The sequence below is a fragment of the Campylobacter sp. IFREMER_LSEM_CL2127 genome (assembly GCF_025771745.1).
GTDB lineage: Bacteria > Campylobacterota > Campylobacteria > Campylobacterales > Campylobacteraceae > Campylobacter_D.
The window spans coordinates 1-26,107 of the sequence record NZ_JAKMQV010000010.1; the positions used below are offsets into that span (position 1 = coordinate 1).

Below are 26,107 nucleotides of genomic sequence, written 5' to 3' on the forward strand. Positions count from 1 at the left end.
ACTTGCAATGGTTCCTGCGTTGTTAAGTGCATCTATGGCACCACTATTGCTTAGACCTTGCTCCATAATAGCATTTTCACTATTATTAACAGCAGTCATTACTCCATCATTTTTAAACTCACTTTTAACATTGCCATTATTACCAAAGGCTTTAATTAAACTACTATCATCTCTAGTAATTTCCATTTCACCATTATTAATAACTAAATCTACTACTGAGTTATTACTTAAGTCTAAGTTAGTTTTACCTGTTTCTGTGTTTTCGATAGAAGTTATAGTGCTATCATCTAGTTTAATACCTTTTTCTATAGTTCCACTATTGATAATACTATCTATATGAGATTTGTTTTTCAAGTCTATAGAGCCTTGTATGGTTTTTTCATTATTGATTGAAGTGATATAGGATTTATTGTCTAAAGATATATTACCACCTATGGTGTTTTTATTATCAATAGCTCCTATGATTTTAGATTCTTTGTCAAGGTTAATGTTTCCTTTGATGGTGCCTTCATTAAGTATGGCTGTACCTTCTTTGTTATAAGTGTAAGAGTTTCCATCTTCACTAAAAGTTAATGCTGCTATGGTGGCACCATTGCTTAAAGATATACCATTGCTGATATTACCATTATTTTTAATACCTATATTACCACCGCCGATAAGAGAATTTTCTCCATCTAGGGTAATGGAATTATTTATACTTGCCGCATTTTCAAGATATATGCCATATTCACCACCATATAATTTACCACCATTACTGATAGTAATACCTGAAGAAACATAAGAAGCAACACCAAGGGATAAACCATTATTTTTCCCATAAACCTCTGATTTTTCCCCATCTATTTTAAGAGATTCGAGACCTTGATATTGTCCAATTACAACTCCATCTCTGCCAGCTATTATTTTTCCACCATCTTTTATTTCTACTGTTCCAAATTTTCCATAAGATACATTAAGTCCGTAGCTATCAGCGTCAATTGTACCAATATTAACGATAGATTCAATAGTAGCACCTTGTTCTATTTTGACACCTCCGGAATAAGAATCCTTTCCAGTAGATTTAATATATCCATTATTTATGAGTGTACCTATATTTCCATAAGCATATATACCAGTTGTTCCTTGTATAAATCCAGAATTGTTAATAGTATCAATTGATCCATTAGAAACATATATACCAGCATCATACCAACCATTATTAACACTATTTCCAATAATGGTACCTGTATTATTAAGCGTTTCTAATTTACCTCCATTATCAACTTTTATGCCATTAGAACCACCTTTTATAGTTCCGCTGTTTTCTAAATTTTTTAAAGTGGTACTAGCAGATGTTACACTAACACCAGAACTAGAGCCTTCAATTAAACCTGTATTAGTGATTTTATCTACAGTAGAAGCTCCCCATATTTCTACACCATGATTACCATTAGCTGTACTTTTTATTGTACCAGCATTATTGATAGTTACATTGGTAGCACCACTCATAATTTCTACGCCATGTTTACTTGAGTTTGTAACACTACCATCACTTGTAATAGTTAAAGTACCACCGTCTGCACCACTTATAGTAACACCGCTATTAGTAGGTTTATCTATAGTACAATCTGTACTACCATTACAAGTGCCACCACCACTAATACTTTTAGAATTTTTTACTTGTTTGTTGTTATTGTTTGTAGTGCTTTTAGCTTTAGTGATAGTAATACTACCATTAGAAGCTTTATCACTTATAGTTGTTATACTAGCATTAGCACAAGTTGCTAAAAAAGATATAGTTGCTAAAGATAAGAAGGTTTTCTTAGTAAAAGAAAGATTGTTTGATTGAGAATTCTCAATCCCCCCCCCCCATAAAATTTAACATTAAAACTCCTTTTGGAAATTAAAATAAGATTTGAAGTTTGGAATTATATATTAAAGTTGTTTATAAAAAGTTTAAACATAGCATACAAATAAACAATGTATTAATATCTACCACATGCTAGTATAATTTTGTAGCGTTTTTTATCCACATTTATCAAAAGAGAGGCAAGTTTAAAAGCTCTGAATTTTTCCATTATAAAAAGATCTTTACTATCTTTTAAAACTATAGCAACTAAATTTTTCATCACTTTATCAAGCCAAATATTTTTATATTTATCATTTGCTGAATGATACCTTCCAATAGCATTCCAACTAAAGCCATGTTTTTGTATAATCTCATGAAGTAATCTCGCTGCTATGTCGATATTTACACTAGCTTTTGTAATCTCACTCTCACTAATTCCATAGCGTTTTAAATGAATGCTATTAATTTGCATTAAACCATAATCTCTTGTTTGATTTTTATTTTTACTAGTGATATTATGCTTATAAGCTGCATTTTCTGTTAAAGCTATGGCTTTGAGTAAAGCCGTCGGTATATTGTACTTTCTAGCTGCAGTTTTAAAGTCTTTATCGTACTTATAAAAATCTTCAGGTATATAAGTATCGCCTATAAAAATTTTGGTATCAAAAGCAAAAGTAAAATTAAAAAATACTACTAATAATAAAATTTTTTTTAACATTTTACTCCTTTAAAGTACTTATACTATAGCAAATTTATAAATAAAAACTATGTAGCTAAGTTAATGAATTATCTAAGAATTTCTTTTATAGTAAGTTGCGGGGTGATTAATCCTCTAAAATTATTTTTAGAAACACTAGCTATAAGATCAATGCTTTCTCCAAGCTCTGGCTCATAGTCAAAATTAAAAAATAAAGCTTCTAGAGTTTTATTTCCTTGAGTTAAAATAAGCTTCATATGATTTTCATCTTTACCTAGCTTTCTTTTATTTTTTACAAAAAGCTTATCAAATTTAAAATATGGCCTTGGATTTTTATGCCCAAAAGGCTCAAAAAATTCTAATATCTCTAAAAGCTCAAAATCAACTTCATTTGGATCAATACTACCCAAAATCTCATCAGCATTATAAAAATCATCTTTAGGGATATTTTGACAAATTTCATAAAGTCTACTTTTAAAAACACCAAATTTTTCAAGCTCTACTAAAACTCCAGCTGCACCTTTATGCCCGCCATAGCTTAAAACAAATTCTTTAGCTTGTTCTATAACATTTAAAATATCTATCCTACCCACGCTTCTAACGCTAGCTTTAGCCTTTTGCTTGCATTCTGAAAAAACAAAGGCAGGTTTATTAAAATGTTTTGCCAAACGACTTGCAACTATACCCAAAACACCCTCATGCCAATTTTGGCCATTGACAATAATCACAGGATCATTTTCATCAACTTGTTCTAAACACTGCTTAAAAAGCTCACGTTCTTCATCTTTACGGCTATTATTATAAGTAATGATTTGTTCTAAATAACCCATAACCTCATCAATATTTTTAGAATGTAAAAATTTATAAGAAATAATCGCATCATCCATTCTTCCTGCACTATTAATCAAAGGTGCAATTAAAAAACTAATATTATCAAGCTCAAATTTATCCTTACCAAAATACTGCTTGATAGCTTTAAATGCAACTCGTTTTGAATCATTAATACATTCTATGCCTTTTCTGACTAAGGCTCTATTTAAATCTCTAAGCTCCATCATATCTGCGATAATTGCGATAGATAAAAGCTCTATAAATTTACACATATTATAATTAATTTTACATACTTCTTTTATAGCAGCAACTAAATACCAAGCCACTTGAGCCCCACAAATTTCAATATCAGGAAATTCACAATCTTGTTGTTTAGGATTAATAATCGCATAAGCTTTTGGTAAAGTAGCTGGAGGCATATGATGATCGGTAATGATTAAATCAATTCCTTTTTGCAAACAAAGCTCTGCTGCATCAAAAGCTGCTATACCATTATCTACAGTGATGATTAAATCTACCCCATTAAGTTCATTGATGATTTCTTCATTTAGACCATATCCATCTTTAAAACGATTTGGAATTTTTACCACATAGTCATATCCAATATCATCAAAAAATTCAGATAAAATCACACAAGAAATCACCCCATCTACATCATAATCTCCAACAATAGCAAGCTTTTGATTTTTTTCAATCGCTTCTTTAATACGTAAAGCACCCTTATAGACATCTTTTAAACAAGATGGCATAGGTAAATCACAAAGCTTTACATGTGTATCATTGATAAAACGCTGGTGTAAAATTTCTTTTATTTTAGCTTTATTTAGCATGATTTGTTAAAGATGCCTTGATAAAAGAAAAAATAGCCGGATTAACTCTAACTAAGCGTGAAGTAAATTCAGGGTGAAACTGCACTGCTAAGAAAAATGGATGATCTTTAAGCTCCACAGCCTCAACTAAACCTTCATTTTCCCCACTTATAATAAGCCCATTTTTCTCAAACATTTCTTTGTATTTTGGATTGGCTTCATAACGGTGGCGGTGGCGTTCTTTTACGCTTTTTTGATTATCATAAACCTTACTTAAAAGTGTATTTGGCTTGATATGACACTCATAAGCCCCAAGACGCATAGTTCCACCAAGTGGAGTTTTACTTGTTCTAATTTGCTTTTCCCCACTTGCGTCAATAAATTCATCAATCAAAAAGATGATAGGATTTTTACAATTTGGATTAAACTCATGAGAATTTGCATCTTCAAGTTTTAAAACATTACGTGCAAATTCCACTAAAGAAAGCTGCATACCCAAACAAATTCCTAAAAATGGAATTTTATTTTCTCTTGCATATTGTATGGCTTTGATTTTTCCTTCTACCCCGCGGTAACCAAAACCACCTGCTACTAAAATCCCACTTACATCTTTAAAACTTTCTTCGACATTTGCATTTTCTAATTTTTCACTATCAATCCATTTTAAATTTACTCTTGCATCAAGTGCTGCACCCGCATGGATAATGGCTTCTGTTAAGCTTTTATAGCTTTCTTTTAAATCTACATATTTTCCTACAAAAGCAATGCTAAGTTCATTACTTGGAGCAATGACTCTTTTTACTAAAGAATCCCATTCATTCATATTTGGCTTTAAATTTTGAAGATCTAATAAACTTGCAATAGAGTTTAAAATATCTTGTTTTAAGAAATTTAGTGGAATTTGATAAATACTAGCTGCGTCCACACTTTCTATTACACAGTTTTTTTCAACCCCACATGAAATTGCTATTTTGTCTTTTAACTCTCTATCTAAAGATTTTTCACTTCTACAAATGATCATGTCAGGGCTTATACCTATACGGCGTAATTCTCCCACGCTATGTTGAGTTGGTTTTGTTTTAAGTTCTCCTGCTGCTTTGATAAATGGCACTAAAGTTAAGTGAATATTAATAGCATTATATTTACCCACTTCAAGTTTTAAAGCTCTAATGGCTTCTAAAAATGGCAAGCCTTCTATATCTCCTACTGTGCCACCTATTTCAACGATTAAAATATCTTTATCAACTCCAGCTTTTTTAATGCGATCTTTTATCTCATCAACTATATGAGGGATTACTTGTATAGTTTTTCCTAAGTAATCTCCTCTTCTTTCTTTTTCTATAACACTTTGATAAACTCTACCTGTTGTGAAGTTATTATCCTGAGATAAGCTCTCATTTAAAAATCTCTCATAATGTCCTAAGTCTAGATCTGTCTCAGCTCCATCATCTGTAACAAACACTTCTCCATGCTCTAAAGGACTCATCGTACCAGGATCTACATTGATATAAGGATCTGCTTTTAAAATACTTACTTTTAAACCTGAATTTTTCAAAATCGTAGCTATAGAAGCCGCTGCTATACCTTTTCCTAATGAGCTTAAAACACCACCGGTTACAAAAATATACTTAGTTTGTTTTAATTTCATAAAATAACCTTAATTTCTTTTTTTGAAATTATAACGAATAAAAAATTTTATTTTTATAAACATTTGTGTAAAATTCAATTATTTTTGAAGGAATTTTTCGATGAAAATCACATTATTAAACCATACTCCACTTTCTGTATGCTCTCATGCGACAAGAACATGTTGGCAAAGTTTTGACAAAGGCGATTGTGGTGGCGAAAAAGATAAAGAATTAATCGATCGTGTGGGAAATAAATTCAAACATGCTTCAACCTTAGAGCATTTAAACTATACTTTTTATATACAAGGTATTTCAAGAGCATGCTTACAAGAAGTTGCAAGACACCGCCACACTAGTCCTAGTGTAAAAAGCACAAGATATACTTTAAAAGAACTAAGAAATGAAAGTGAATTTAAAGAAAATGACTTTGAAAATGCTAAAAGATACTTGGTATTAACTGGAAATGAAGTAGTAGATAATGCAAGTATTAAAGCTTTAGAAAATTTGCGTTTGATTTTGCAAAATAGCATTAGTTTAGACATAGCAAAATACTGCTTACCAGAAAGCTATAAAACAGAATTAACTTTAACGATTAATGCAAGAAGTTTGCAAAATTTTATTACTCTAAGAAGCTCAAAATCAGCCCTTTGGGAGATAAGACAACTTGCAAATGCTTTATTTGAAAATTTGCCTGAGGAACATCAATTTATTTTTAAACATTGTGTTTATCAAGAAGAAAATTCCCAAGATTGATTGGGAATTTTTACTATATTTTTTTAAGAAATTCAGTTTTTAAAACAATCACACCAAATTTATCTACTTTAGCTTCAATTTCGGTGTCTTTGTTTGTAAGTTTAATATTTTTTATAGTCGTGCCACGCTTTAAAGTAGTGCTTGCACCTTTAACCTTTAAATCTTTCACAACACTTACACTATCACCTGCATTAAGCTCAGTTCCATTTGCATCTTTTGGCATATATTCTCCTTAAAATTTATAAGTATATCCTAGATATAAACCATAATTTGTTTGTTTAGGATCGTAAAAGTTTGATGAATTAGCAGTACTAAAATTTCTTGTATTATAATGACTTTGTTCAGCTTTAAAACCAAACTCAATTTCGTTTGCTTGATTTAACTCATATAAAGCACCGATTTTTGCTCCATAAGTATAACCATCAAAATCTTGAGATAAAGATAAAAAGCTTGTTTTTAAAGTCATATCTGTTCTTGCATAACCACCATATACACCTAAAACTGCTCTTGTTTTTTCAAAAATTTTTGGAGTAAAATCATAACCAAGTAAAAACTTATGTGTGGTAAATTCTCCATCAATTTTAAATCTTGGTGTATTGATTACATCACTAAATTCACTTGAATAATTATAAGCACCATAAAATCTATGATTTTCACTAAAACGATAACCAACTCTTAAACCAAAAACAGGAATATCACCTTCTAAATCACCATTAAATTTTTTGTTATTTTTAGTATTATCAAGATCAGATTTTACCTTAGTATGAAACCATCCTGCATCAATACCTAAAAGTAAACCTGAATTTTCATCTGCTAAAGCTAAATTTGAAACCAAAGCAACACTTGCAACTAGACTAAATAATTTTAATTTCATATTTTCCTCCTTTAAAATAAGACTTAATATATCTTTTTATTTTTAATAAAAATTTAATTTTGTGGCACTACTAAATCAGATCTGCATTCAATCACAGTATGCACATTACCACGAGGGTTAAAATCGCCTACTACTTTTATCCATTTTGGATCAAGTTTTTCTTTTAAAGTATTGTAAATTTCATTAATACTTGCTTCATGTGAAACATTTCTATACATAAAGGTATTGATATAAAGTTTGATTGCTTTAAGTTCTACTACTAATTTATTTGGAATATATTCTAAGTAAATAGTAGCAAAATCAGGATATCCACTACGTGGACAACAACACATAAATTCAGGCAAAGTGATTTTAATCACATAATCATTTTTAGCATCATTTGGCCAAACTTCCATATTTTCTACACTAAATTCTTTAATTTCTTTTTCGCCATATCTCATTTTTTATCCTTATAAATTAATTTTGTTCTTTTATTAAATTTTTAATTTTTTCTTTCTCTGTTTTTTGTAAAAAAGAAGCATTTACAGCATTAATACAAAGTTTTTTAACCTCATCTTTACTAAGCTTAAAAGTTTCATCTAAGGCTATAAAATTTTCTAAGATATATCCACCAAAATACGCAGGATCATCTGAATTTACACAAACACAAAGATTTTGTTTTAAAAATTTTAAAATATTATGTTCTTGCATATTTTGAAAAACTTTTAATTTTATATTTGATAAAGGACACATTGTTAGTGGAATTTGACTTTTTGCTAATTGTTTTACAAGCTCTAAATCTTCTTCACATCTTACACCATGATCTATTCTACTTACACCAAGCTCTAAAGCTTGCTTGATATACTCACTACTTCCTTCTTCACCCGCATGCATAACTAACAAAAAACCTTCTTCTTTAGCTTTTTGAAATAAATTTTTAAATTTAAAAGGAGGATTATTGATTTCAGAACTATCAAGTCCTATGGCTTTGATTTTATCTTTATATAAACAAAGCTCATCTAAAGTTTTTAAACCCTCATCCTCACTTAAATGCCTTAAAATACAAGCGATTAAAAAACTTGAAATTCCAAATTCTTCTTTTGCTTTTTGTAAAGCTTGCCAAATTCCTTCTATAACATCTTTTAAAGGTATATTTCTAGTAGTATGAGTTTGAGGATCAAAGAAAATTTCAGTATGAACTACATTTTGTTCTTTACACTTTTTCATATAAGCAAAGGTTAAATCATAAAAATCTTGCTTGGTTTGTAAGACATTTGCACCTTGATAATATATATCTAAAAAATCTTGTAAATTTGAAAAATCATAAGCTTTTTTTATCTCATCTTCGCTTTTATATTTTAAAACAATGTTATTTCTTTTAGCTAATTCAAACATCATTTTAGGCTCTAATGAGCCTTCAATGTGTAAGTGTAATTCTACTTTTGGGATATTTTGTAAAAAAGTTTTCATTTTAAAAATCAAACATCTAAATGCTTAACATCTTTAGCATGAGCTTGTATGTACTCACGGCGAGGCTCTACATCATCTCCCATGAAAAGGTTGAAAGTATCATTTGCTCTTTGAGCATCTTCTATGGTGATCTTTAACAAACGACGATTACTTGGATCCATAGTTGTTTCCCAAAGTTGTTCAGGATTCATCTCACCAAGACCTTTATAGCGTTGTATATAAGCACCTTTTTTAGCATTTTTTTCAACTTCATCTAAAATTTCTAAAATATCTTTATCAAATTTTAAATCTCTATCTTTGATTTTTTGATAAATATAATTTGCCTCTTCATATAAAGGATTAGCAAATAAATCATCATTGATGATAAGTTCTTCTAAGCCATTTTCAGTTTGTACATAAACACGAATTTCATTTTCATTGATGTATGAATTTAAGATATTGTGATTTTGTTTTTCTAAAAATTCTTTTATGATTTTAAATAATTCTTCATTAGAAGCTTTTATCAAATCAGGATTTTCTATCAAATACCTAATCACTGAAATTACATTAAATCTTTTTTCTAATTCTTTTAAAACACTTCTATAAGCTGCAACGATTTTTAGAAAATCTTTTAAATCATTTAATCCTATACCCTCATAAGTAGAACTTTCTATACCTGTTTCAATCAAATAATCATTTAAAGCTTTTTCATCTTTTAGATAAATTTCTTTTTTTTGACCTTTTTTATAGCGATATAAAGGTGGTTGAGCTAAATAAATATGTCCATTTGTTACAAGATCATTCATAAAGCGGAAGAAAAATGTTAAAAGTAAAGTTTGTATGTGAGAACCATCCACATCAGCATCGGTCATGATGATGATTTTATGATATCTTAATTTTTCTATATCAAACTCATCACCAATCCCACAACCAAAGGCTGTGATCATATTTTGAATTTGTTCACTTTTTAAAATTTTATCTAGTCTTGCTTTTTCAACATTGAGTATTTTACCTCTTAAAGGTAAAATTGCTTGGAAAGTTCTTTCTCTACCTTGTTTTGCAGAACCTCCCGCACTATCACCCTCAACCAAATAAATTTCACTTTCACTTGGATCTTTACTTTGACAATCAGCTAATTTTCCTGGTAAAGTCCCTACACTTGAACTTTCTTTTTTTCTTGTTAGCTCTCTAGCTTTTTTAGCTGCTTCTCTACCACGAGCTGCCATTAAAGCTTTATTCATGATAGCTTTTGCTTCAATAGGATTTTCTTCAAAGTATTTTGTCAAATACTCAAAAGAAGCCTTAGAAACTATAGGTCTAACATAGCTTGAACCTAATTTTCCTTTAGTTTGTCCTTCAAATTGCGGCTCAGGTACTTTAACACTTACTACTGCTATCAAACCTTCTCTTACATCATCACCTGTGATTTTAGAGTCTTTCTCTCTAGCACTAGCATTAGCTTCAATGTAATTACTAATAACACGAGTTAAGCCCATTCTAAAACCTGCTTCGTGCGTTCCACCATCTGGAGTTTTGATATTATTTACAAAAGAAAGTAAATTTTCACTGTAACTATCATTATAAAGCAATGCTACTTCAACATTTACATCTTCTTCATCTACATTGAAAAATATTGCCTTAGTTAAAGCTTGTTTTTTATTTAAATCTGTAACAAACTGGCTTATACCACCTTCAAAATGAAAACTTTCTGCTTTTCCTACGCGGTTATCTTTAAAATTTATAGTAATTTTTGGATTTAAATATGCAAGTTCACGAAATCTTTTAGCTAAAATTTCATAATCAAAATCAGTCACTTCAAAAATTTGATCATCTGGCCAAAATTCTATGATTGTCCCTGTTTTTTTACTTTTACCTATGGTTTCAAAATTACTTGTGACTTTACCTTCTGAAAATTCTTGTCTGTAAATTTCTCCATCTCTATGTACTGTAGCAACTAATTTTTTTGATAAAGCATTTACAACGCTCACACCAACCCCGTGTAAACCACCTGAAACTTTATAAGTATCTTTATCAAATTTTCCACCTGCATGAAGTACGGTTAAAACTACAGTTAAAGTAGGGATATTTTCAGTAGGGTGAATTCCCACAGGGATCCCTCTACCATTATCACTTACTATACAAGAACCTTCTGTGGTAATTTCTACATTAATCATATCACAAAAACCTGCCATAGCTTCATCAATAGAATTATCCACTACTTCATAAATCATATGATGAAGACCGCCTATATTGGTATCACCTATATACATACCAGGGCGTTTTCTAACAGCTTCTAAGCCTTTTAAAACTTTAATATTTCCTGCGCCGTAATTTTGATTTTCTTGCATTTATTTTCCTTATAAAATAACTGGCATAATTACAGTTTGTAATTCTTCACTTGAAACTAAAAATGCCATATGAGGTTCATTTATGCTAAGTTTAAATGTTTCACTTTCAATAGAATTTAAAAAGTCAGTGATGAATTTATTTTTTATACAAAGATTAAATTCTTCATCTATATTAAGTTCCATTTCAAGTTCAGTTTTTGCTTCCATATTATCTAAACTAATACCTTCAAATACAAGTTTATCTTTATGGAAATTTAATTTCATTTTTTCAGTAATTACATTGATTTTTTTTAATGCATCCATAAATTCTTCAGTTTTAAAAATAAATTCTTTTGTGATATTTTTTGGAATTACTCTTTCATAATCAGGGAATTTATCATTGATAAGTTTTGTAAAAAACTCAAAATTATCATTTTTTGCAATCAATATATTTTCATCATAATAAATTTCAATTTTTTCAAAAAAGATTTTTTGCATTTCTAAAATAGCTTTTTTAGGAATACAAAGATTAAATTCTTTTTCATTTGTTTTATTAAGTGTGAAAACTGCTAAGCGTTTTGTATCTGTTCCTACGAAGCTAATGTGAGTAGTTTTTATATCAAGTAAAGCACCATTTAAAGAATACTTTGGATTATTTGTATCAACCGCAGGTAGGATTTTTTTCAAAGATCTACTTAAATCACTTGAATCAATATCAAATTTATCTTTTCCTTCTGTGCTTGGGAAATTTGGAAAATCTTCATAATTAAACATAGGAAGTTTATATTTAGTTCCTTTTTGTCTAATAAAAAGGAAATTTTCTATGGTTTCTAAGACTACATCTTCATTATTTAAACTTTTTATAATATCTAAAATACTTTTAGCATTAGCAGTTGCAAAACCTGCACTTTCAACTTTGATTTTTTTGATTTTATAATTAATACCTATTTCATAATCACTTGCTCTTATGATTAATTTATCTTCAACCACTTCAAAAAGTAAGTGAGAAGCGATATTGCTTGAGTCTTTTTTATCTACATAAGAATTAGTTAAAACTATGGCAGATTCTAAAGTGTTTTTGTTAATGCTAATTTTCATTTTTACTTCCTTTATTTTTTAAATTTATTTTATCATAATAATAGGCAATGTGAAAATGTGAAATGCTTTTTAAAAGTCTTTTTTTATAGAAATTTTACTCGTAGAATAAAATTTTTTGTTTTTCACTTTTATTCACAGGGTGCTTTTTATTTTTGTCAAAATTTTATTTCTTAATTCTTCTACTATGGCTTTTAAGTTTTCATTTTCACTCATTAGTTCTTGAATTTTTTTAATATTATGTGAAATGGCGGTGTGATCTTTCATATTAAAAAATCTAGCAAGTTGAGGCATAGACATAGTCGTTAGTTCTCTTGCTAAAAATATCACAACCCTTCTTGCCATAACGATATTTTGTGTTTTTTTATTTGATTTTATATCATTAGGTTTAAGATTATAGCTTTTTGAAACATCAGCAAGTATATCTTCAACACTAATATTTTCTTTTGTTTCTTTAATGTGATCTTTCATAAAGCTTTTAACAATTTCTAAAGTGATTTCTTGGTTAAAAAGTCTTGCTTGAGCATTTAAATTTGTAATCATGCCTTCTATTTCTCGGATGTTATCTCCCATTGAAGTAGCGATGTAGCTTATGACTTCGGGTTTAAGATAAATAGCATTAAATTCGCATTTTTTCTTGATAATTGCGATTTTTGTATCAAGCTGAGGTGGAGTGATATCTGCGATGATCCCATTTGCAAAACGACTTTTTAAGCGTTCTGTTATGCCCTTTAGCATATTTGGAGGATTATCACTTGTCATGATGATTTGTCCAAATTTTTCTTTGATTTCATTAAAAGTAAAGAAAAATTCTTCTTGAATTTTGTCTGTTTTACCTAAAAACTGCACATCATCGATGAGTAAAACATCGCAATTTTTATATTTTTCATGGAATTTACTCATGGTTTTGTTATTTAAATGCATGGTAAAATCATTGATAAAATTATCACTTGTAGCATAAATAACCTTATATCCATTATCCAAACACACATTTCCGACAGCTTGGAGCAAGTGAGTTTTTCCAAGTCCTGTAGGGCCATAGATAAAGATAGGGTTGTATAATTTTCCAAGTTTGCTTTTATCGGTAATGGCTTTGCAGGTTGCATAGGCAAATTGATTAGAATCTCCTACAACAAAACTTTCAAAAGTAAAAGAAGGATTTAAAATAGTGCTTTGAAATTTAATCTGTGAAATATCTGTAGAAAAATGTTTTTTCTCTACTTTTTGATCATTTGTAATGATTTTAACTTGAGGATTAATTCCTGTTTTTACTTCATAAAAATAAGCTAATTTTTGTGCGTATTTTGTTTGTATAAATTTAGCCAAAAAATGATTTGGTGCGATAAATACTAAGATATTATTTTTACTTAATTTTTCACTAAATTGTAAGTGAGAAATGTAAGTATTGTATTCGTTATTACTAATTTCAGTTTTAAATTCAAGTAAAAAATCTTTTATATTCATTATTTTTCTTATAAATTATGATGTAAAACTTAAAATTCTAGCTTATTTTTTATAAAAAATGGTTAAAATTATTCACATAAAAAATTTAAATTTCACATCTATGTGAATAAAAAGGTGAAAAGTTTGAAAGTTTTAGGGATAGATCCTGGTTCTAGGTATTGTGGATATGCTATTGTAGAAAGGATTAATAATAAAAATCAACTCATAGAAGCAGGGCTTATCAAAATCAAACCTAATGATTTGCAGTATCAAATCACAGAATTATGTGAAGGACTTGATTTAATATTTAAAAATCATCAATTTGATGAGGTAGCTATAGAAGATATATTTTTTGCTTATAATCCAAAAACGGTTTTAAAGTTAGCTCAATTTCGTGGAGCTTTGAGTTTAAAAATCTTACAAACTCATGGAGAATTTGCAGAATACACACCTTTACAAGTGAAAAAAACCGTAACAGGTAAAGCAAAAGCCACTAAAGAGCAAGTAGCTTTTATGGTAAAAAGATTGCTTGGAATTTCAAAAGATATTAAGCCACTTGATATTACAGATGCTATTGCAGTGGCTTTGACGCATTTAGCAAATTTGAGAGTTAAAAAGTAATTTTATTTTCCATTTCCTATAAAATAAATTTCAACATCATGTAAAAGTTTTTCACATATAGCTGAATCAGTACTTTTTTCTACTACTAAGTTAATGTGATTTTTGGTATCTCTAAAGCTACCTGCAGATTTTGAATTTTTTAATTCTAATTTTTGATTATCTTTTAAATATTTGATAGTGATTACAAACTTATGTGCTGCACTTGCTTCGCCTAGATTAGTTTCTATTAAAACATTCATATTAGATGCTTTTGCTAAGGTTGCTTGGGTTTTATTAATCACTTCTTTCATTCTTCTATTGAGTTCTAAAATTCTTGAAATGAATTTATTATCTATACTTTCAAATGCGATTTTTAGTTTATTCATGATTTCTTGATTAGTTGGTTTATCAGGAGCTACATACACCATATATAGGCCGTTTTTAATATCTACTTTTGTGCTTTTTGTATCACGCCCACTACCAAAAATTTTAATATAAATGGCATTATCAAGATATACTCTATCTATCATAGGCCCATAAATTTCATATTCTCTTTTTCTTACGATTACTTCTCTTGCGGCTACTTGAATTTTTACTGAACAATCATGAATTATAGGTTCCATTTCTTTTTTTATCTCAAGTAGTTCTCTAAGCATTTTCCATCCTTGTGTATTTTTAAATAAATTATAACAAAAAAAAATTGAATTTTTTTGTTAATTTTAGTTTGTGATATTTTTATATATTTTTGATTTTAAATTAAAAATTTAAGGAAAAAAATGAAAATAAAAACTATAGTTTCAAGTTTAGTTTTAGCAAGTGCTTTATTTGCTGCAAATTCTCATCATGCTCATCATGGAGCTTCTGGAAGTATTTCATCACAAATCATGATGAGTATGCATGAACCTATGATGAAAAATCCTTTAGTACAAAGCAATGACATAGAAAGAGATTTTTTAGCTAATATGATCCCACATCATCAAGGTGCTATTGATTCATCTAAGATTTTGTTAGAACATACAAAAAGTGAAGAGATGAAAAAAATCGCTCAAAATATCATCAAAGCTCAAGAAAAAGAAATCCAAGAATTTCAAGAAATTCTAGATAAAAATCTTTATACAAAAACTCAAATTGATGAAGAAACTTATAAAAAATTTGTCCAAGAAGAAAAAGAGTTAATGCAAAAAATGATGATTTTAATGAGCTCGGTTAAAGAAAGCAAAAACATCAATAAAGACTTTCTAGAAGCGATGATAGCACATCATCAAGGCGCGGTAGATGCTTCAAAACAAATTTTATTTTATTCTAAAGACAAAACTATCACTGATATAGCGAAAAAAATCATCTTAGATCAAGAAAAAGAAATTCAAGAATTTACAAATTTATTAAAATATATGTAAAAATAGGTAGTTTGGTAAAATTTCTAATAATATATTATTGCTTTTATTAAAAATAAAGGTAATAATATATTTAGATATTAATTAAATACTAGTTTTTATTTAAAATTCAATATATCTTATATAGTTTAGTATATAATTATATAAAATTTATATTCTGGATATTAATGGCTACATTATCAAGTTTTAATATTAGTGCTCGTCGTTATTTAGGTAATAAAACAAAGCTTTTGCCATTTATTTTAAATATTACAAATAAAAACTGTAAAAATATAAGGTCTGTTGCTGATATATTTTCAGGAACGGGAGTAGTTGCTAGTGCATTTATAGATAAAACAATTTATACAAACGATATTTTACAAAGTAATTATTTTTGCAATGTTGCATGGTTTAGTCCTGAAAATTATGATAAAGATAAAATAAAATTTTTGTTAGATGATTTTAATAAATATGACAAAAATGAAAATAATTATATGAGAGAAAATTTTGCTGATACTTATTTCAGTGCTAAAGTTTGTTCTAAAATAGGTTTTATTCGTGAAAGTATTGACAATTTAAAAGAAAGTAATAAAATTAATGAAAAAGAAAAAGCTATTTTAATTACTTCATTAATATATGCAATGGATAAAATAGCAGCTACATGTGGACATTACGATGCTTATAGAAAAAATGCAAAATTAGTTAATGAAATTAATCTTACTCTACCACAATTTTATAATAAATTAAACATTAATAATCAATGTTTTAACAAAGATGCAAATGAACTTATAAAAGAAATTTATGCAGATTTAATTTATATTGATCCTCCTTATAATTCTAGACAATATAGTGACACTTATCATTTATTAGAAAATATAGCTACTTGGAAAAAACCACAGGTTTTTGGTGTAGCCCGTAAAATGGATAGAAGTATGATTAAAAGTAAATATTGTAGTAATACTGCAAATGATACTTTTATTAATTTAATATCAAATATAAATGCAAAATATATATTATTATCTTATAATAATATGTCTACTAAAGGTAATAATCGTTCAAATGCGAAGATAAGTGATGAAGTTATAATACAGTCATTAAGCACAAGAGGTGAAGTGAGTATTTTTTCTCAAGAACACAAAGCATTTAGTACAGGTAAATCAAATATTAAAGACAATTATGAAAGGTTGTTTTTATGCAAATGCCGTTAATTGCTTCGCCACTAAATTATACTGGTGGAAAATTTAAATTACTTCCTCAAATTTTGCCATTATTTCCTAAGAATATTAATACTTTTATTGATTTGTTTTGCGGGGGTTGCAATGTAGGTTTAAATGTAAAAAGTAAAAAGACAATATATAATGATATCAATATAAAACTCTATGATTTGTATAATTTTTTTAAAAAAATGGATAGTGAAAATATTTTAAAACAAATTTATAAAATAATTGAGAAATATGATTTGTCCATTGTTAGTAAGTATGGATATGAATTCTACAAATGTGATAGCTCTAAAGGATTGAGTAAGTATAATAAAAATGGCTATTTAAAGCTTAGAAATGATTTTAATACAAAAAATAATACATCTTTTGATTATTATATAATGTTTTATGTGATGATTGTTTATGCATTCAATAATCAAATCCGATTTAATTCAAAAGGTAATTTTAATTTACCTGTTGGAAAACGAGATTTTAATGCTAAAATGGAACAAAAACTTATTAATTTTATTGAAAGAATACAAGAACAAAATTGTTATTTTTCTTGTATTGATTTTAGAAATTTTAATATTCAAAATTTAGAAAAAAATGATTTTGTTTATATTGATCCACCTTATTTAATTACTTGTGCAACCTATAATGAAAATAGTAGTTGGAGTGAGAATGATGAAAAAGACTTACTTGATTTTTTAGAAAAATTAGACAATCAAAATATAAGATTTGCTCTTTCAAATGTTTTATCTAGTAAAGGAAAAACTAATGAAATATTAAAGCGTTGGTTAAAAAATAAAAAATATAAAATTCATCATTTAAAACATAAATATTCAAATTCTAATTATCAAATTAAAGATAAAAATTTTATAAGTGATGAGGTATTAATTATTAATTATTAGGAATAAAATGGAAAATTTTAGGTATAAAAGTTATTGCTGGAGTTTAGGAACTACAAGTTTTAGAACTGAGAATTTTAATAAAAATATTGAACTTCAATTAAAATTACTTAATGATTTTTGGCAACTACCAAAAAATATAGGACAACAATGGATAGGTAATAGAATTTTACAATCTAATTACTATGATTTTTTAAAAGATAATGGTTTTGTTATTGGAGTTGCAAATAATAAGGATAAAGATGCAAGACAAAAAACTTCAGGGCTCGTTGATATAGGGTTAATTGATAATAATAGAAAATTAACAGAAGTAGGGTATAAACTTTTACAAGTCAGTGAAAGCAGAGATTTTAGTACAGATAATCTTTTGCAAATTTCAAAAGATAGTTTTATATATTTAAAACAACTTTTGAAAACTAATATTATTATAGAAAATGAAAGTGTTAAACCTTTTATAATTGCACTTTATCTACTTAATAAACATCAATTTTTAGAATATGATGAATTTGTATATCTTCTTCCACTTTGTACGAATAAAAAATATACAGAACAAATTTTAACACAAATTTCATATTTAAGAAATGATAAAATAAATATAGATGATATTATTATAAATCGTTTAATGGAAATGGAAAATTACCAAGAAGCATTAAAGTGGTTTTTAGCTTCAAAACAAATTAACAAAGATGTAATTTGTAAAATAGGAATGAATAGAAAAAGTCCAAGTTATGATTTAGATTATTTTGAAGTTTATGAAATATTGAAAGCTATATTTTTACAGAAACAAAAAGATGAAAATTCATTGATAAAGTTATATAACATTATAAGAAAATTAAAATTAAAAAACTTATGGAGTAAATTTATTTTTACTACTAAAATAACTACAAAAAAGATAAAGAAAGAGCTTTGTAATGTTTTAAATCCTAGTATTTTTGATAAAGTTTCTAATGAGGATGAATTTAAATTAGCTTTTTTTAAAGTGTTGCATTTATTAAAGGCAAAAGCTACTCTTAGAGATTATGCTGATTTAAATCGACGTTATTTAGGGCTTAGTAATATATTCTTATTTAGAAATAATAAAGTTGAACTTGACATAATTCCAAAATATTTTTTTAAAACAGCAATAGAAGATTTATATAAAAATGCATTTATCTCAGATAAAAATTTATATAAAGACTGTGAATTAAATGAAATTTCATCATTTTTTGTATCAAGCGATAATATTATTATAGATTCTATAAATAGTGAATTTGGACTTAATATTTCAACACTTGATGATGCAATGAATGAGTATGAAAAGCAAAGATATAAAAGATTTAACAAGTTAATTGATGAAAAATTTAATGATGAAAAACTTATAGAATTGTTAAATAATCTTGAAATAAGAGAAGATGAAATAATAAAAGAATATATTACAAATAATGCTGATATTCCTACTATATATGAATATTTATTAGGTATTATATGGTACAAAATAAGTGCAAGAAAAGGTAAAATTTTAGATTATATGAAATTATCTATGGATGCAGATTTTCTTCCTATATCTCATGCAGGTGGCGGTGAAGCAGATATTGTTTATGAATACGAAGAAAATGAATTTTATCCACAACATACTTTGCTCCTAGAAGCAACACTCACAGATAAAACAAATCAACGAAGAGCAGAAATGGAGCCTGTTTCAAGACATTTGGGACAGCATCTTTTGGCAACAAGAAACATAAATTCTTATTGTGTTTTTTCAACTACACATTTAGACATAAATGTTTTAAGTGATTTTAGAAATCGTAAAAATTCTACATATTATGATACTTGTGATAGTACAAATAAAATTAAAGGAATGAAAATTATACCTTTGGAAACAATTGAATTAAAAAATATCATAAAAAATAATAAAAAATATAGTGAACTTTATTCTTTGTTTGATGAAGCATATGAGGCTAATTTGGATGAATTAGATGCTGATGAATGGTATGAAAAATATATAAAAGATAAACTAAAAAATTAAATTCATAGATCTGATTGAAAGAAATAAAAAATGGTGGCTCCGATTGGATTTGAACCAACGACCACCACCATGTCAAGGTGGTGCTCTACCAACTGAGCTACGGAACCAAAAAATGAAAATTATATAAAAATATTTTTACATTGTGCTTAAAATCACTTTTTAACTTTTTTCATATCGTTTAGCCATAAGTCTAGCTGCGCTTCAAAACCTATGCCTTTACTATGATAAAATTTCAAATCTTTTTCTAGGTATCTTTGCTTAACCCAGCCACCAAAATCATGTGGATAAAGGTAGTTTTTTCTTTGAGGGTTGTTATTATCAAGATAAGGAAGTATTTTTAACGCAGGATTGTTTTGCACATAATTTAGCGCTTCATTTATAGCAAGATAGCTTGAGTTTGACTTGGGCGAACTTGCTAAAAATACCACACATTGAGCTAAGATGATCCTAGCTTCAGGATAGCCTATGTTTTTTACTGCTATGAGTGTGCTTGTGGCTAGATTAAGTGCTTGTGGGTTTGCATTTGAGATATCTTCACTTGCAAATATTACTAATCTTCTAGCGATGAAATCCGCACTTTCACCCCCATCAATCAACCTCGCAAGATAATACAAACTCGCATCTACATCACTTCCTCTTAAGCTTTTTATCATAGAACTAGCTAGTCTATAGTGTGTATCTTTACTTGAAGTGCCATCGCTTAAAACATTTGCTCTTAATTTTTTCAAAGTTTCAAGCGTGATATGAGTGCTATCTAAAGCCAAAGCAAACTCACATAAATTTAAAAAACTTCTTGCATCATTTGCACTAGAAGTGATTAAAAAGTCTTTGGCATCATCATCAATTTTACATTGGAGTTTTTCTTGTACCTTTGTGGCAAGTTTTTCTAAGTCTTTATATTCTAAACCTTTAAATTCAAAAAGCATACTTCTGCTTCTTATGCCTGAAGTTAAAGTAAAGTAAGGGTTTTCAGTGCTTGCACCTATGAAAAGGCATTTTTGATTTTCCAAAGGGATTAAAAGCATTTCTTGTTGGGTTTTTGAAAGTCTATGCACCTCATCGATAAATATCAAAGGTTTATATAAAGAATTTTCATAATTACTTAGTATTTTTCTAAGCTCTTCAAGTTTAAAATTTCCTCCATCAAACTCATAAAAGTCTAGTTTATACTCATACGCTATTGCTCTTGCAAAAGAAGTCTTCCCGCAACCTGCTGGGCCAAAAAATATACTATGAGGGAGTTTTGAAACTTGTATGAATTTTTTAAAAATTTCTACTAAATTTTCTTGTCCTAAAACCTCATCTAAAGTTTTAGGACGAAAAGTTAAGCTTAAATTTGTCATTGTGGATCTATGATGAGTCTTTCACCATTAATGATAGTTGTAACATCACTTTTATTAGAATCATCATAGATAAAATCAAGCACATAAGAGCCATTATTATCTACAAAATAAGTATCAAAATTTGCAAAATCAGGCCAAATTTGACTAGGAAGAATTTCAGTGTTTGCGTGAAATTGTGATTTTATATTATTTTCAGTGAAAATAGTTTGTCCATTTGCATCAAATTTTTTACCTTTTTTTTCAAAGCTTAGGTTATTTAAGATGATTTGTGGGTTTGCTTTTAAAAACTGACTTGCTAAAAGCATCATAGAAAAAATATCAGTATTTGAGTTTTGCACTAAGCTATCATAAGCTTTTTTAGAAAGATTATTAAAATTCATATCTAAGTTAATGTTATTTAGTATAAAGTTTTCATTTGCAAGGTTAAATTTAGCTAAATCTAGTTTTAAAACACTATCATAATCATTTTGAGCATTTTGAGCTGTTTTTGCAAAAATTTTTAATTTATCAAAGTCAAAAGCAATGGAACTTATAAAATTAGCACTATCAATGCTTATATTTTGCTCACTATTTCTACTAGGGCTAAAGATATCATTAAAACTTAATTTTTGTATAGGAAATTCAGAAATTTTGATATTTTTTGCTTCTAATTTTTCTTCATGAGATAGTTGTTCTAATAAAACATAACCTAGATTAAGCTCCATATTTTTTACAAATTCCTCAGAACCTGTAATCTTAAAAGATGTATTATTTAAAACTAAATTTGTATCATTGCGGGTAAAATTAATATCGTTTATTTTTGCATTGATGTTAATGTCTCCACCTTTTGCACTAACTAAGATTTTAAAGATTTCTTCATTTGGGAAAATGCCTTTTAAGTCTTCATTTTCATTTAAAATAGAAACGATGGCATTATTACTTGCAAAAAAATTATTAGAAAAATCTACATTCACTTTAAAACTATAAGGCAAGTCATTTAGTGTAGCTATAAAACTTCCTTTGGAGTTTAAAAGTCCTTTGGTATAGTTAGCATCTTCAACACTATAATATGCTGTATCTTGGCTCATTTGAGCAAATATTTTTCCATTGATAGTGTTAATGTAAGAAGCTGAGGCAAAAAACCCTATAACTAATAAAACAACTACTACAACACCTGCGATGATTTTTTTCATTCATTTTCCTTAAGTGAAATTTTAAAAATTATATATTTTTATTACTAACTAATGCTTATAAAATTCTCACATTTATACATTACTTAACTTTTTTTCTTATAATTGCACTATTTAAAATCAAAGGTAAAAAAATGAAACTTTTTGGAACAGATGGAGTACGCGGTAAAGCAGGGGAATTTTTGGATTCGTTTTTAGCAATGCGTTTGGCTATGGCTGCTGGAATTTATTTTAAAGACAAAGCCCTTACAAACAATATTTTAGTAGGAAAAGATACAAGAAGAAGCGGTTATATGATAGAAAATGCTATCGTTTCAGGACTTACTTCTATAGGATATAATGTTATAGAAATAGGTCCTATGCCAACACCTGCTATTGCGTTTTTAACTGAAGATATGCGTTGTGATGCAGGTATTATGATATCAGCTTCGCATAATCCTTACTATGATAATGGCATTAAATTTTTTGATGCACATGGAAATAAACTTGATGAGCAAGCAGAAGCAAAAATAGAAGAAATTTATTTTAATGATAAACTCATAGAAGAAGCAAGAACAACAAAATCACAAATTGGTCAAGCAAAAAGAATTGATGATGTGATAGGAAGATATATTGTTTCTATAAAAAATTCTTTTCCTAAAGAGCTGACTTTAAAATCTTTGCGCGTTGTTTTAGATGTGGCTCATGGAGCTTCTTATAAGGTAGCACCTACGGTTTTTAAAGAACTTGGTGCAGATGTGATTGTGATCAATGATAAGCCAAATGGTTTAAATATCAATGAAAATTGTGGAGCATTGCATCCTTTAAATTTAGCTTTGGAAGTAAAGAAATTTAGAGCAGATGTGGGCTTTGCTTTTGATGGGGATGCAGATCGTTTGGTTGTTGTGGATGAAAAAGGCGAAGTAGCTCATGGAGATAGTCTTTTGGGTGTTTTAGCTTTATTTTTGAAAAAACAAGGCAAGTTAAAATCAAGTGTAGTTAGCACTATAATGAGTAATGGTGCTTTAAAAGAGTTTTTAACTAAACATAAAATCATACATGAAACTTGCAATGTAGGCGATAAATACGTGCTTGAAAAACTCAAAGAATGTGGTGGAAATTTTGGTGGGGAACAAAGCGGGCATATTATCTTTAGTGACTATGCAAAAACCGGAGATGGTTTGGTAGCTGCTTTGCAATTTAGTGCTTTAATGCTTAGTGAGGCAAAAAGTGCAAGTGAAATTTTAAATCAAGTTAAGCCTTACCCACAACTTTTGCATAATCTTAAAATTTCAGAGAAAAAAGACTTAAGCAAGCTTGCAGGTTTAGATGAGTTGAAAAAAGATTTAGAAAAAAAAGGAATTGCTAGTTTGTTTAGGTATTCAGGCACAGAAAATTTAATACGCTTATTACTTGAAGCAAAAGACATTAAGCTTTTAGAAAAAGAAATGAAAGCTGTTGAAAGCTTTTTTATGAAAGCATTGAATGCTTAAAATCTTGCCTTTAAAATTTTGGCTTGTTTTTGCTTTGATTTTTATATTAGATCAAGCAAGCAAGTGTTTGTTTTTACAAGGGCTTGAGTATAAGGGTGAATTTTTTGATTTAGTTTTAACCTATAATACTGGTGTAGCCTTTTCAATGTTTGCATTTTTAGGAGAGTATTTAAAATACATACAGCTTGTTTTTATTTTGGCTTTGTTTGGGTATTTGCTTTATCAAAAAGAGTTTCTTAAAACACATTTGATCGCTTTTGCTATTATGCTATCTGCTGGGTGTTCAAATTTGCTTGATCGCTTTGTGCATATAGGTGTAGTGGATTTTGTATTTTGGCATAAGTGGTTTGAATTTGCTGTGTTTAATTTTGCTGATGTGATGATAAACATTAGCGTAGCTTTGATTTTAATAAAAGAAATTTTTAATAAAAAAGGAGAAAAATGTTAGATTTTTTGAATGAATGGTATTTATGGATTAAAATGGTGCATTATTTGGCTTTTGTTTCATGGATGGCTGGATTGTTTTATTTGCCAAGACTTTTTGTCTATCATACAGAGCATAAAGACAATAAAGGCTTTGTGGAAGTGGTGAAAATTCAAGAAAGAAAATTGTATTTTTATATCCAAACTCCTGCTATGATAGCTACTGCAATCACTGGAAGTTTGATGATGATGGCTAATAAAGATGTGTTAATGGTAGGTGGATATATGCATGCTAAATTAACCTGTGCTTTACTTTTGATCATTTATCATTTGCAAAATTATTATTATTATAGACAACTTCAAAATGATACTTGCCAAAAAAGTGGAAAATTCTTTAGAGCTTATAATGAAATTCCAACGATATTATTTATAATCATCGCTATTATGATGGTGGTAAGACCGTTTTAGTAAAAAGCCTTTTTTAAGGCTTTTTATCCTTTAAACTCCATACTTTTAAAATCCAGTGGATCAACATTTTCTTGCATGATATTAATGCGTTCTTTATCTTGTAAGCGTTTATCATCTCTAAATACAGCACGCACCAAATCCATACCTGTGTAAAAATCTTTCATCAAGACCATAAACAAATAACGTCCAAATTCACTTGTATATAAAGTATTGTTTTCTTTTTTTATAGCTTTACTTAGTTTAAGGCCTAAAAGTTCGATAAAAAGATCTTTTTCTAAATTACAATCTAAAGTTTTGTTAAATTTATCAATTTCGATTTTACCGGTAAACATTTCGGTTAAAAAGACATATTTGATGATTTCTTTTTTGCCAAAATTAGCTTTAGCAATATTTGCATTTTGTTTTTCTTTGATGAGTTTAGAATAATCATTTAAATTAAAAGCATTGATTAAAAGTTCTCCATCTAAAAAGCTAAAAGCCCCACTTCCCACGCCTAAATACTCATGATGGCTACTTACATACTCATCATTAAAGCTACTTTTTTCTAAAGAAAATGACCATGCATTATTTCTTTCATAATCTTTGAAAAAATCTACAATGATTTTATAAAACTCAAATTCATTATCTTTAAAACTTACTCCTAAAGTTTTTGCGATATTATCTTTAGTTAAATTAGATTTCATCAAAGGATAAGTTGTGATTTGTTGAGGTTTTAAACTCTTAGCTATTTCTAAATCATTGAGCAATTGCTCTTTGGTTTGAGAAGGAAAATTAAAAATCAAATCAAGACTCATAATAGGAAGCACGCCTATGGCTTTAGAGAGTTTTTCTTGAAGTTCTTTACTTGAACCAAATTTATGATATCTTGCTACTTTTTTTAAAGTATCATCATCAAAACTTTGTATACCGCAACTTAAACGATCTATAAGCCCTTTAAACATTTCTAATTTTTTCGGGTCAATATGGTTTGGATCGGTTTCACAAGAAATTTCTTTGATGTTAAATAATTTTTTGCAAAGTTCTAAAGTTTTAGCAAGCTCTTCTTCGTTGATTAAAGTAGTACCACCACCCACATACATAGAAGTAAAATCAAATCCTTTATCTTTGACTTGTTTGATTTCTTCTCTTAAACTTTCAAAATATCTTTTTGCTAAATCTTCATTGTAATAATACTTATGAAAGCTACAATATGGGCAAAAAGTATGACAAAATGGTATGTGAGCATAAAGCATATAAGATTTTTTTGGATTAACTTTTTTTTCTTGTCCTTCTTTTAAAAGTTTCACATCAAAACCATTCTCTAAAGATTTTTGCATAGCTTTGTGTGAGTAAGAAAGAGCTAAGTTTTGTAAAAAATTCATATTTTTCCTAAATTTTCATTTTGTAGTTATTTAAAAAGACTATAATTGTATCATATTTTTACAAAGGCTTTAT

General features: G+C 28.2%; 24 protein-coding genes, 1 tRNA gene and 1 pseudogene. 10 read left to right on the forward strand and 16 right to left on the reverse strand.

Annotated elements, in window-relative coordinates:
- Window positions 1–1,488 (reverse strand): annotated as a pseudogene (locus L8V77_RS06445) (hypothetical protein); the annotation flags it as partial.
- Between L8V77_RS06445 and L8V77_RS06450 the strand changes: the two are divergent.
- The gene (locus L8V77_RS06450) at window positions 1,460–1,828 is read left to right on the forward strand and encodes a hypothetical protein (protein WP_263707222.1); all 369 of its coding nucleotides are present in this window, start codon (window positions 1,460–1,462) and stop codon (window positions 1,826–1,828) included. The pseudogene L8V77_RS06445 and the gene L8V77_RS06450 overlap by 29 nt on opposite strands.
- Window positions 1,829–1,964: 136 nt before the next feature.
- On the opposite strand, the gene L8V77_RS06455 is transcribed toward L8V77_RS06450, so the two are convergent.
- The 3 genes from L8V77_RS06455 to L8V77_RS06465 form a co-directional block, all read right to left on the reverse strand.
- The gene (locus L8V77_RS06455) at window positions 1,965–2,546 is read right to left on the reverse strand and encodes a lytic transglycosylase domain-containing protein (protein ID WP_263707223.1); all 582 of its coding nucleotides are present in this window, start codon (window positions 2,544–2,546) and stop codon (window positions 1,965–1,967) included.
- A gap of 68 nt (window positions 2,547–2,614) precedes the next feature.
- Window positions 2,615–4,186: a single-stranded-DNA-specific exonuclease RecJ gene (gene recJ, locus L8V77_RS06460; RefSeq protein WP_263707224.1), complete on the reverse strand. Its 1,572-nt coding sequence runs from the start codon at window positions 4,184–4,186 to the stop codon at window positions 2,615–2,617.
- On the reverse strand, window positions 4,176–5,813 hold the full coding sequence (locus L8V77_RS06465) for a CTP synthase (RefSeq protein ID WP_214134867.1): 1,638 nt from the start codon (window positions 5,811–5,813) through the stop codon (window positions 4,176–4,178). The genes recJ and L8V77_RS06465 overlap by 11 nt, the downstream gene beginning before the upstream one ends.
- 100 nt (window positions 5,814–5,913) lie before the next feature.
- Between L8V77_RS06465 and thyX the strand changes: the two genes are divergently transcribed.
- Window positions 5,914–6,546, forward strand: a complete 633-nt coding sequence (thyX, locus tag L8V77_RS06470; RefSeq protein ID WP_039617054.1) for an FAD-dependent thymidylate synthase — start codon at window positions 5,914–5,916, stop codon at window positions 6,544–6,546.
- 13 nt (window positions 6,547–6,559) lie between these two features.
- Here the strand turns inward: thyX and L8V77_RS06475 are convergent, their stop codons facing one another.
- The 7 genes from L8V77_RS06475 to dnaA all read right to left on the reverse strand — a co-directional run bounded on the left by L8V77_RS06475 (window position 6,560) and on the right by dnaA (window position 13,734).
- On the reverse strand, window positions 6,560–6,769 hold the full coding sequence (locus L8V77_RS06475) for an alkylphosphonate utilization protein (protein WP_039617052.1): 210 nt from the start codon (window positions 6,767–6,769) through the stop codon (window positions 6,560–6,562).
- 9 nt (window positions 6,770–6,778) lie between these two features.
- A complete protein-coding gene (locus tag L8V77_RS06480; protein ID WP_263707225.1) occupies window positions 6,779–7,420 on the reverse strand; it encodes a porin family protein in 642 nt (213 codons plus the stop codon).
- Between the two features lie 53 nt (window positions 7,421–7,473).
- Window positions 7,474–7,860: a preQ(1) synthase gene (gene queF, locus L8V77_RS06485; RefSeq protein WP_039617048.1), complete on the reverse strand. Its 387-nt coding sequence runs from the start codon at window positions 7,858–7,860 to the stop codon at window positions 7,474–7,476.
- A 16-nt stretch (window positions 7,861–7,876) separates the two neighbouring features.
- On the reverse strand, window positions 7,877–8,869 hold the full coding sequence (locus tag L8V77_RS06490) for an adenosine deaminase (protein WP_263707226.1): 993 nt from the start codon (window positions 8,867–8,869) through the stop codon (window positions 7,877–7,879).
- A gap of 8 nt (window positions 8,870–8,877) precedes the next feature.
- Window positions 8,878–11,196: a DNA topoisomerase (ATP-hydrolyzing) subunit B gene (gyrB, locus tag L8V77_RS06495; protein WP_214125670.1), complete on the reverse strand. Its 2,319-nt coding sequence runs from the start codon at window positions 11,194–11,196 to the stop codon at window positions 8,878–8,880.
- A 9-nt stretch (window positions 11,197–11,205) separates the two neighbouring features.
- The gene (gene dnaN, locus L8V77_RS06500; RefSeq protein WP_039617031.1) at window positions 11,206–12,273 is read right to left on the reverse strand and encodes a DNA polymerase III subunit beta; all 1,068 of its coding nucleotides are present in this window, start codon (window positions 12,271–12,273) and stop codon (window positions 11,206–11,208) included.
- A 132-nt stretch (window positions 12,274–12,405) separates the two neighbouring features.
- Window positions 12,406–13,734 (reverse strand): chromosomal replication initiator protein DnaA, encoded by a 1,329-nt coding sequence (gene dnaA / locus L8V77_RS06505; RefSeq protein ID WP_087684857.1) that lies wholly within the window; start codon window positions 13,732–13,734, stop codon window positions 12,406–12,408.
- Between the two features lie 123 nt (window positions 13,735–13,857).
- Here dnaA and ruvC point away from each other — a divergent pair, with 123 nt between their 5' ends.
- The gene (gene ruvC / locus L8V77_RS06510; RefSeq protein ID WP_039619511.1) at window positions 13,858–14,334 is read left to right on the forward strand and encodes a crossover junction endodeoxyribonuclease RuvC; all 477 of its coding nucleotides are present in this window, start codon (window positions 13,858–13,860) and stop codon (window positions 14,332–14,334) included.
- A 2-nt stretch (window positions 14,335–14,336) separates the two neighbouring features.
- On the opposite strand, the gene L8V77_RS06515 is transcribed toward ruvC, so the two are convergent.
- A complete protein-coding gene (locus L8V77_RS06515) occupies window positions 14,337–14,969 on the reverse strand; it encodes a hypothetical protein (RefSeq protein ID WP_257938969.1) in 633 nt (210 codons plus the stop codon).
- A gap of 120 nt (window positions 14,970–15,089) precedes the next feature.
- Between L8V77_RS06515 and L8V77_RS06520 the strand changes: the two genes are divergently transcribed.
- The 4 genes from L8V77_RS06520 to L8V77_RS06535 all read left to right on the forward strand — a co-directional run bounded on the left by L8V77_RS06520 (window position 15,090) and on the right by L8V77_RS06535 (window position 19,798).
- Window positions 15,090–15,710 carry a DUF305 domain-containing protein gene (locus L8V77_RS06520; protein ID WP_214115518.1) on the forward strand — a complete coding sequence of 207 codons (621 nt, stop codon included), beginning with the start codon at window positions 15,090–15,092 and terminating at the stop codon, window positions 15,708–15,710.
- Window positions 15,711–15,874: 164 nt separating this feature from the next.
- A complete protein-coding gene (locus tag L8V77_RS06525; protein ID WP_263707227.1) occupies window positions 15,875–16,894 on the forward strand; it encodes a DNA adenine methylase in 1,020 nt (339 codons plus the stop codon).
- Window positions 16,879–17,796 (forward strand): DNA adenine methylase, encoded by a 918-nt coding sequence (locus L8V77_RS06530; RefSeq protein ID WP_263707229.1) that lies wholly within the window; start codon window positions 16,879–16,881, stop codon window positions 17,794–17,796. Before L8V77_RS06525 ends, L8V77_RS06530 begins: the two co-directional genes overlap by 16 nt.
- Before the next feature lie 7 nt (window positions 17,797–17,803).
- Window positions 17,804–19,798, forward strand: coding sequence for an AlwI family type II restriction endonuclease (locus tag L8V77_RS06535; RefSeq protein ID WP_263707230.1), 1,995 nt, complete (start codon window positions 17,804–17,806; stop codon window positions 19,796–19,798).
- A gap of 31 nt (window positions 19,799–19,829) precedes the next feature.
- Here the strand turns inward: L8V77_RS06535 and L8V77_RS06540 are convergent.
- The 3 genes from L8V77_RS06540 to L8V77_RS06550 all read right to left on the reverse strand — a co-directional run bounded on the left by L8V77_RS06540 (window position 19,830) and on the right by L8V77_RS06550 (window position 22,313).
- Window positions 19,830–19,905 (reverse strand) — tRNA-Val (locus L8V77_RS06540).
- Window positions 19,906–19,950: 45 nt separating this feature from the next.
- The gene (locus L8V77_RS06545; protein WP_263690487.1) at window positions 19,951–21,141 is read right to left on the reverse strand and encodes a replication-associated recombination protein A; all 1,191 of its coding nucleotides are present in this window, start codon (window positions 21,139–21,141) and stop codon (window positions 19,951–19,953) included.
- Window positions 21,138–22,313, reverse strand: a complete 1,176-nt coding sequence (locus L8V77_RS06550; RefSeq protein WP_263707231.1) for a YdgA family protein — start codon at window positions 22,311–22,313, stop codon at window positions 21,138–21,140. Before L8V77_RS06550 ends, L8V77_RS06545 begins: the two co-directional genes overlap by 4 nt.
- Before the next feature lie 131 nt (window positions 22,314–22,444).
- On the opposite strand from L8V77_RS06550, the gene glmM reads away from it, so the two are divergent.
- Genes glmM through hemJ form a run of 3 tightly spaced genes read left to right on the forward strand, consistent with a single transcriptional unit; the run spans window position 22,445 to window position 24,673 of the window.
- Window positions 22,445–23,782, forward strand: coding sequence for a phosphoglucosamine mutase (gene glmM, locus L8V77_RS06555; RefSeq protein ID WP_263707232.1), 1,338 nt, complete (start codon window positions 22,445–22,447; stop codon window positions 23,780–23,782).
- Window positions 23,775–24,230, forward strand: coding sequence for a signal peptidase II (gene lspA / locus L8V77_RS06560; protein ID WP_263707233.1), 456 nt, complete (start codon window positions 23,775–23,777; stop codon window positions 24,228–24,230). The genes glmM and lspA overlap by 8 nt, the downstream gene beginning before the upstream one ends.
- Window positions 24,224–24,673, forward strand: a complete 450-nt coding sequence (gene hemJ, locus L8V77_RS06565) for a protoporphyrinogen oxidase HemJ (protein WP_263707235.1) — start codon at window positions 24,224–24,226, stop codon at window positions 24,671–24,673. The genes lspA and hemJ overlap by 7 nt, the downstream gene beginning before the upstream one ends.
- A gap of 23 nt (window positions 24,674–24,696) precedes the next feature.
- Here the strand turns inward: hemJ and L8V77_RS06570 are convergent, their stop codons facing one another.
- Window positions 24,697–26,034 (reverse strand): coproporphyrinogen III oxidase family protein, encoded by a 1,338-nt coding sequence (locus tag L8V77_RS06570; RefSeq protein WP_263679321.1) that lies wholly within the window; start codon window positions 26,032–26,034, stop codon window positions 24,697–24,699.
- Window positions 26,035–26,107: the final 73 nt, after the last annotated feature.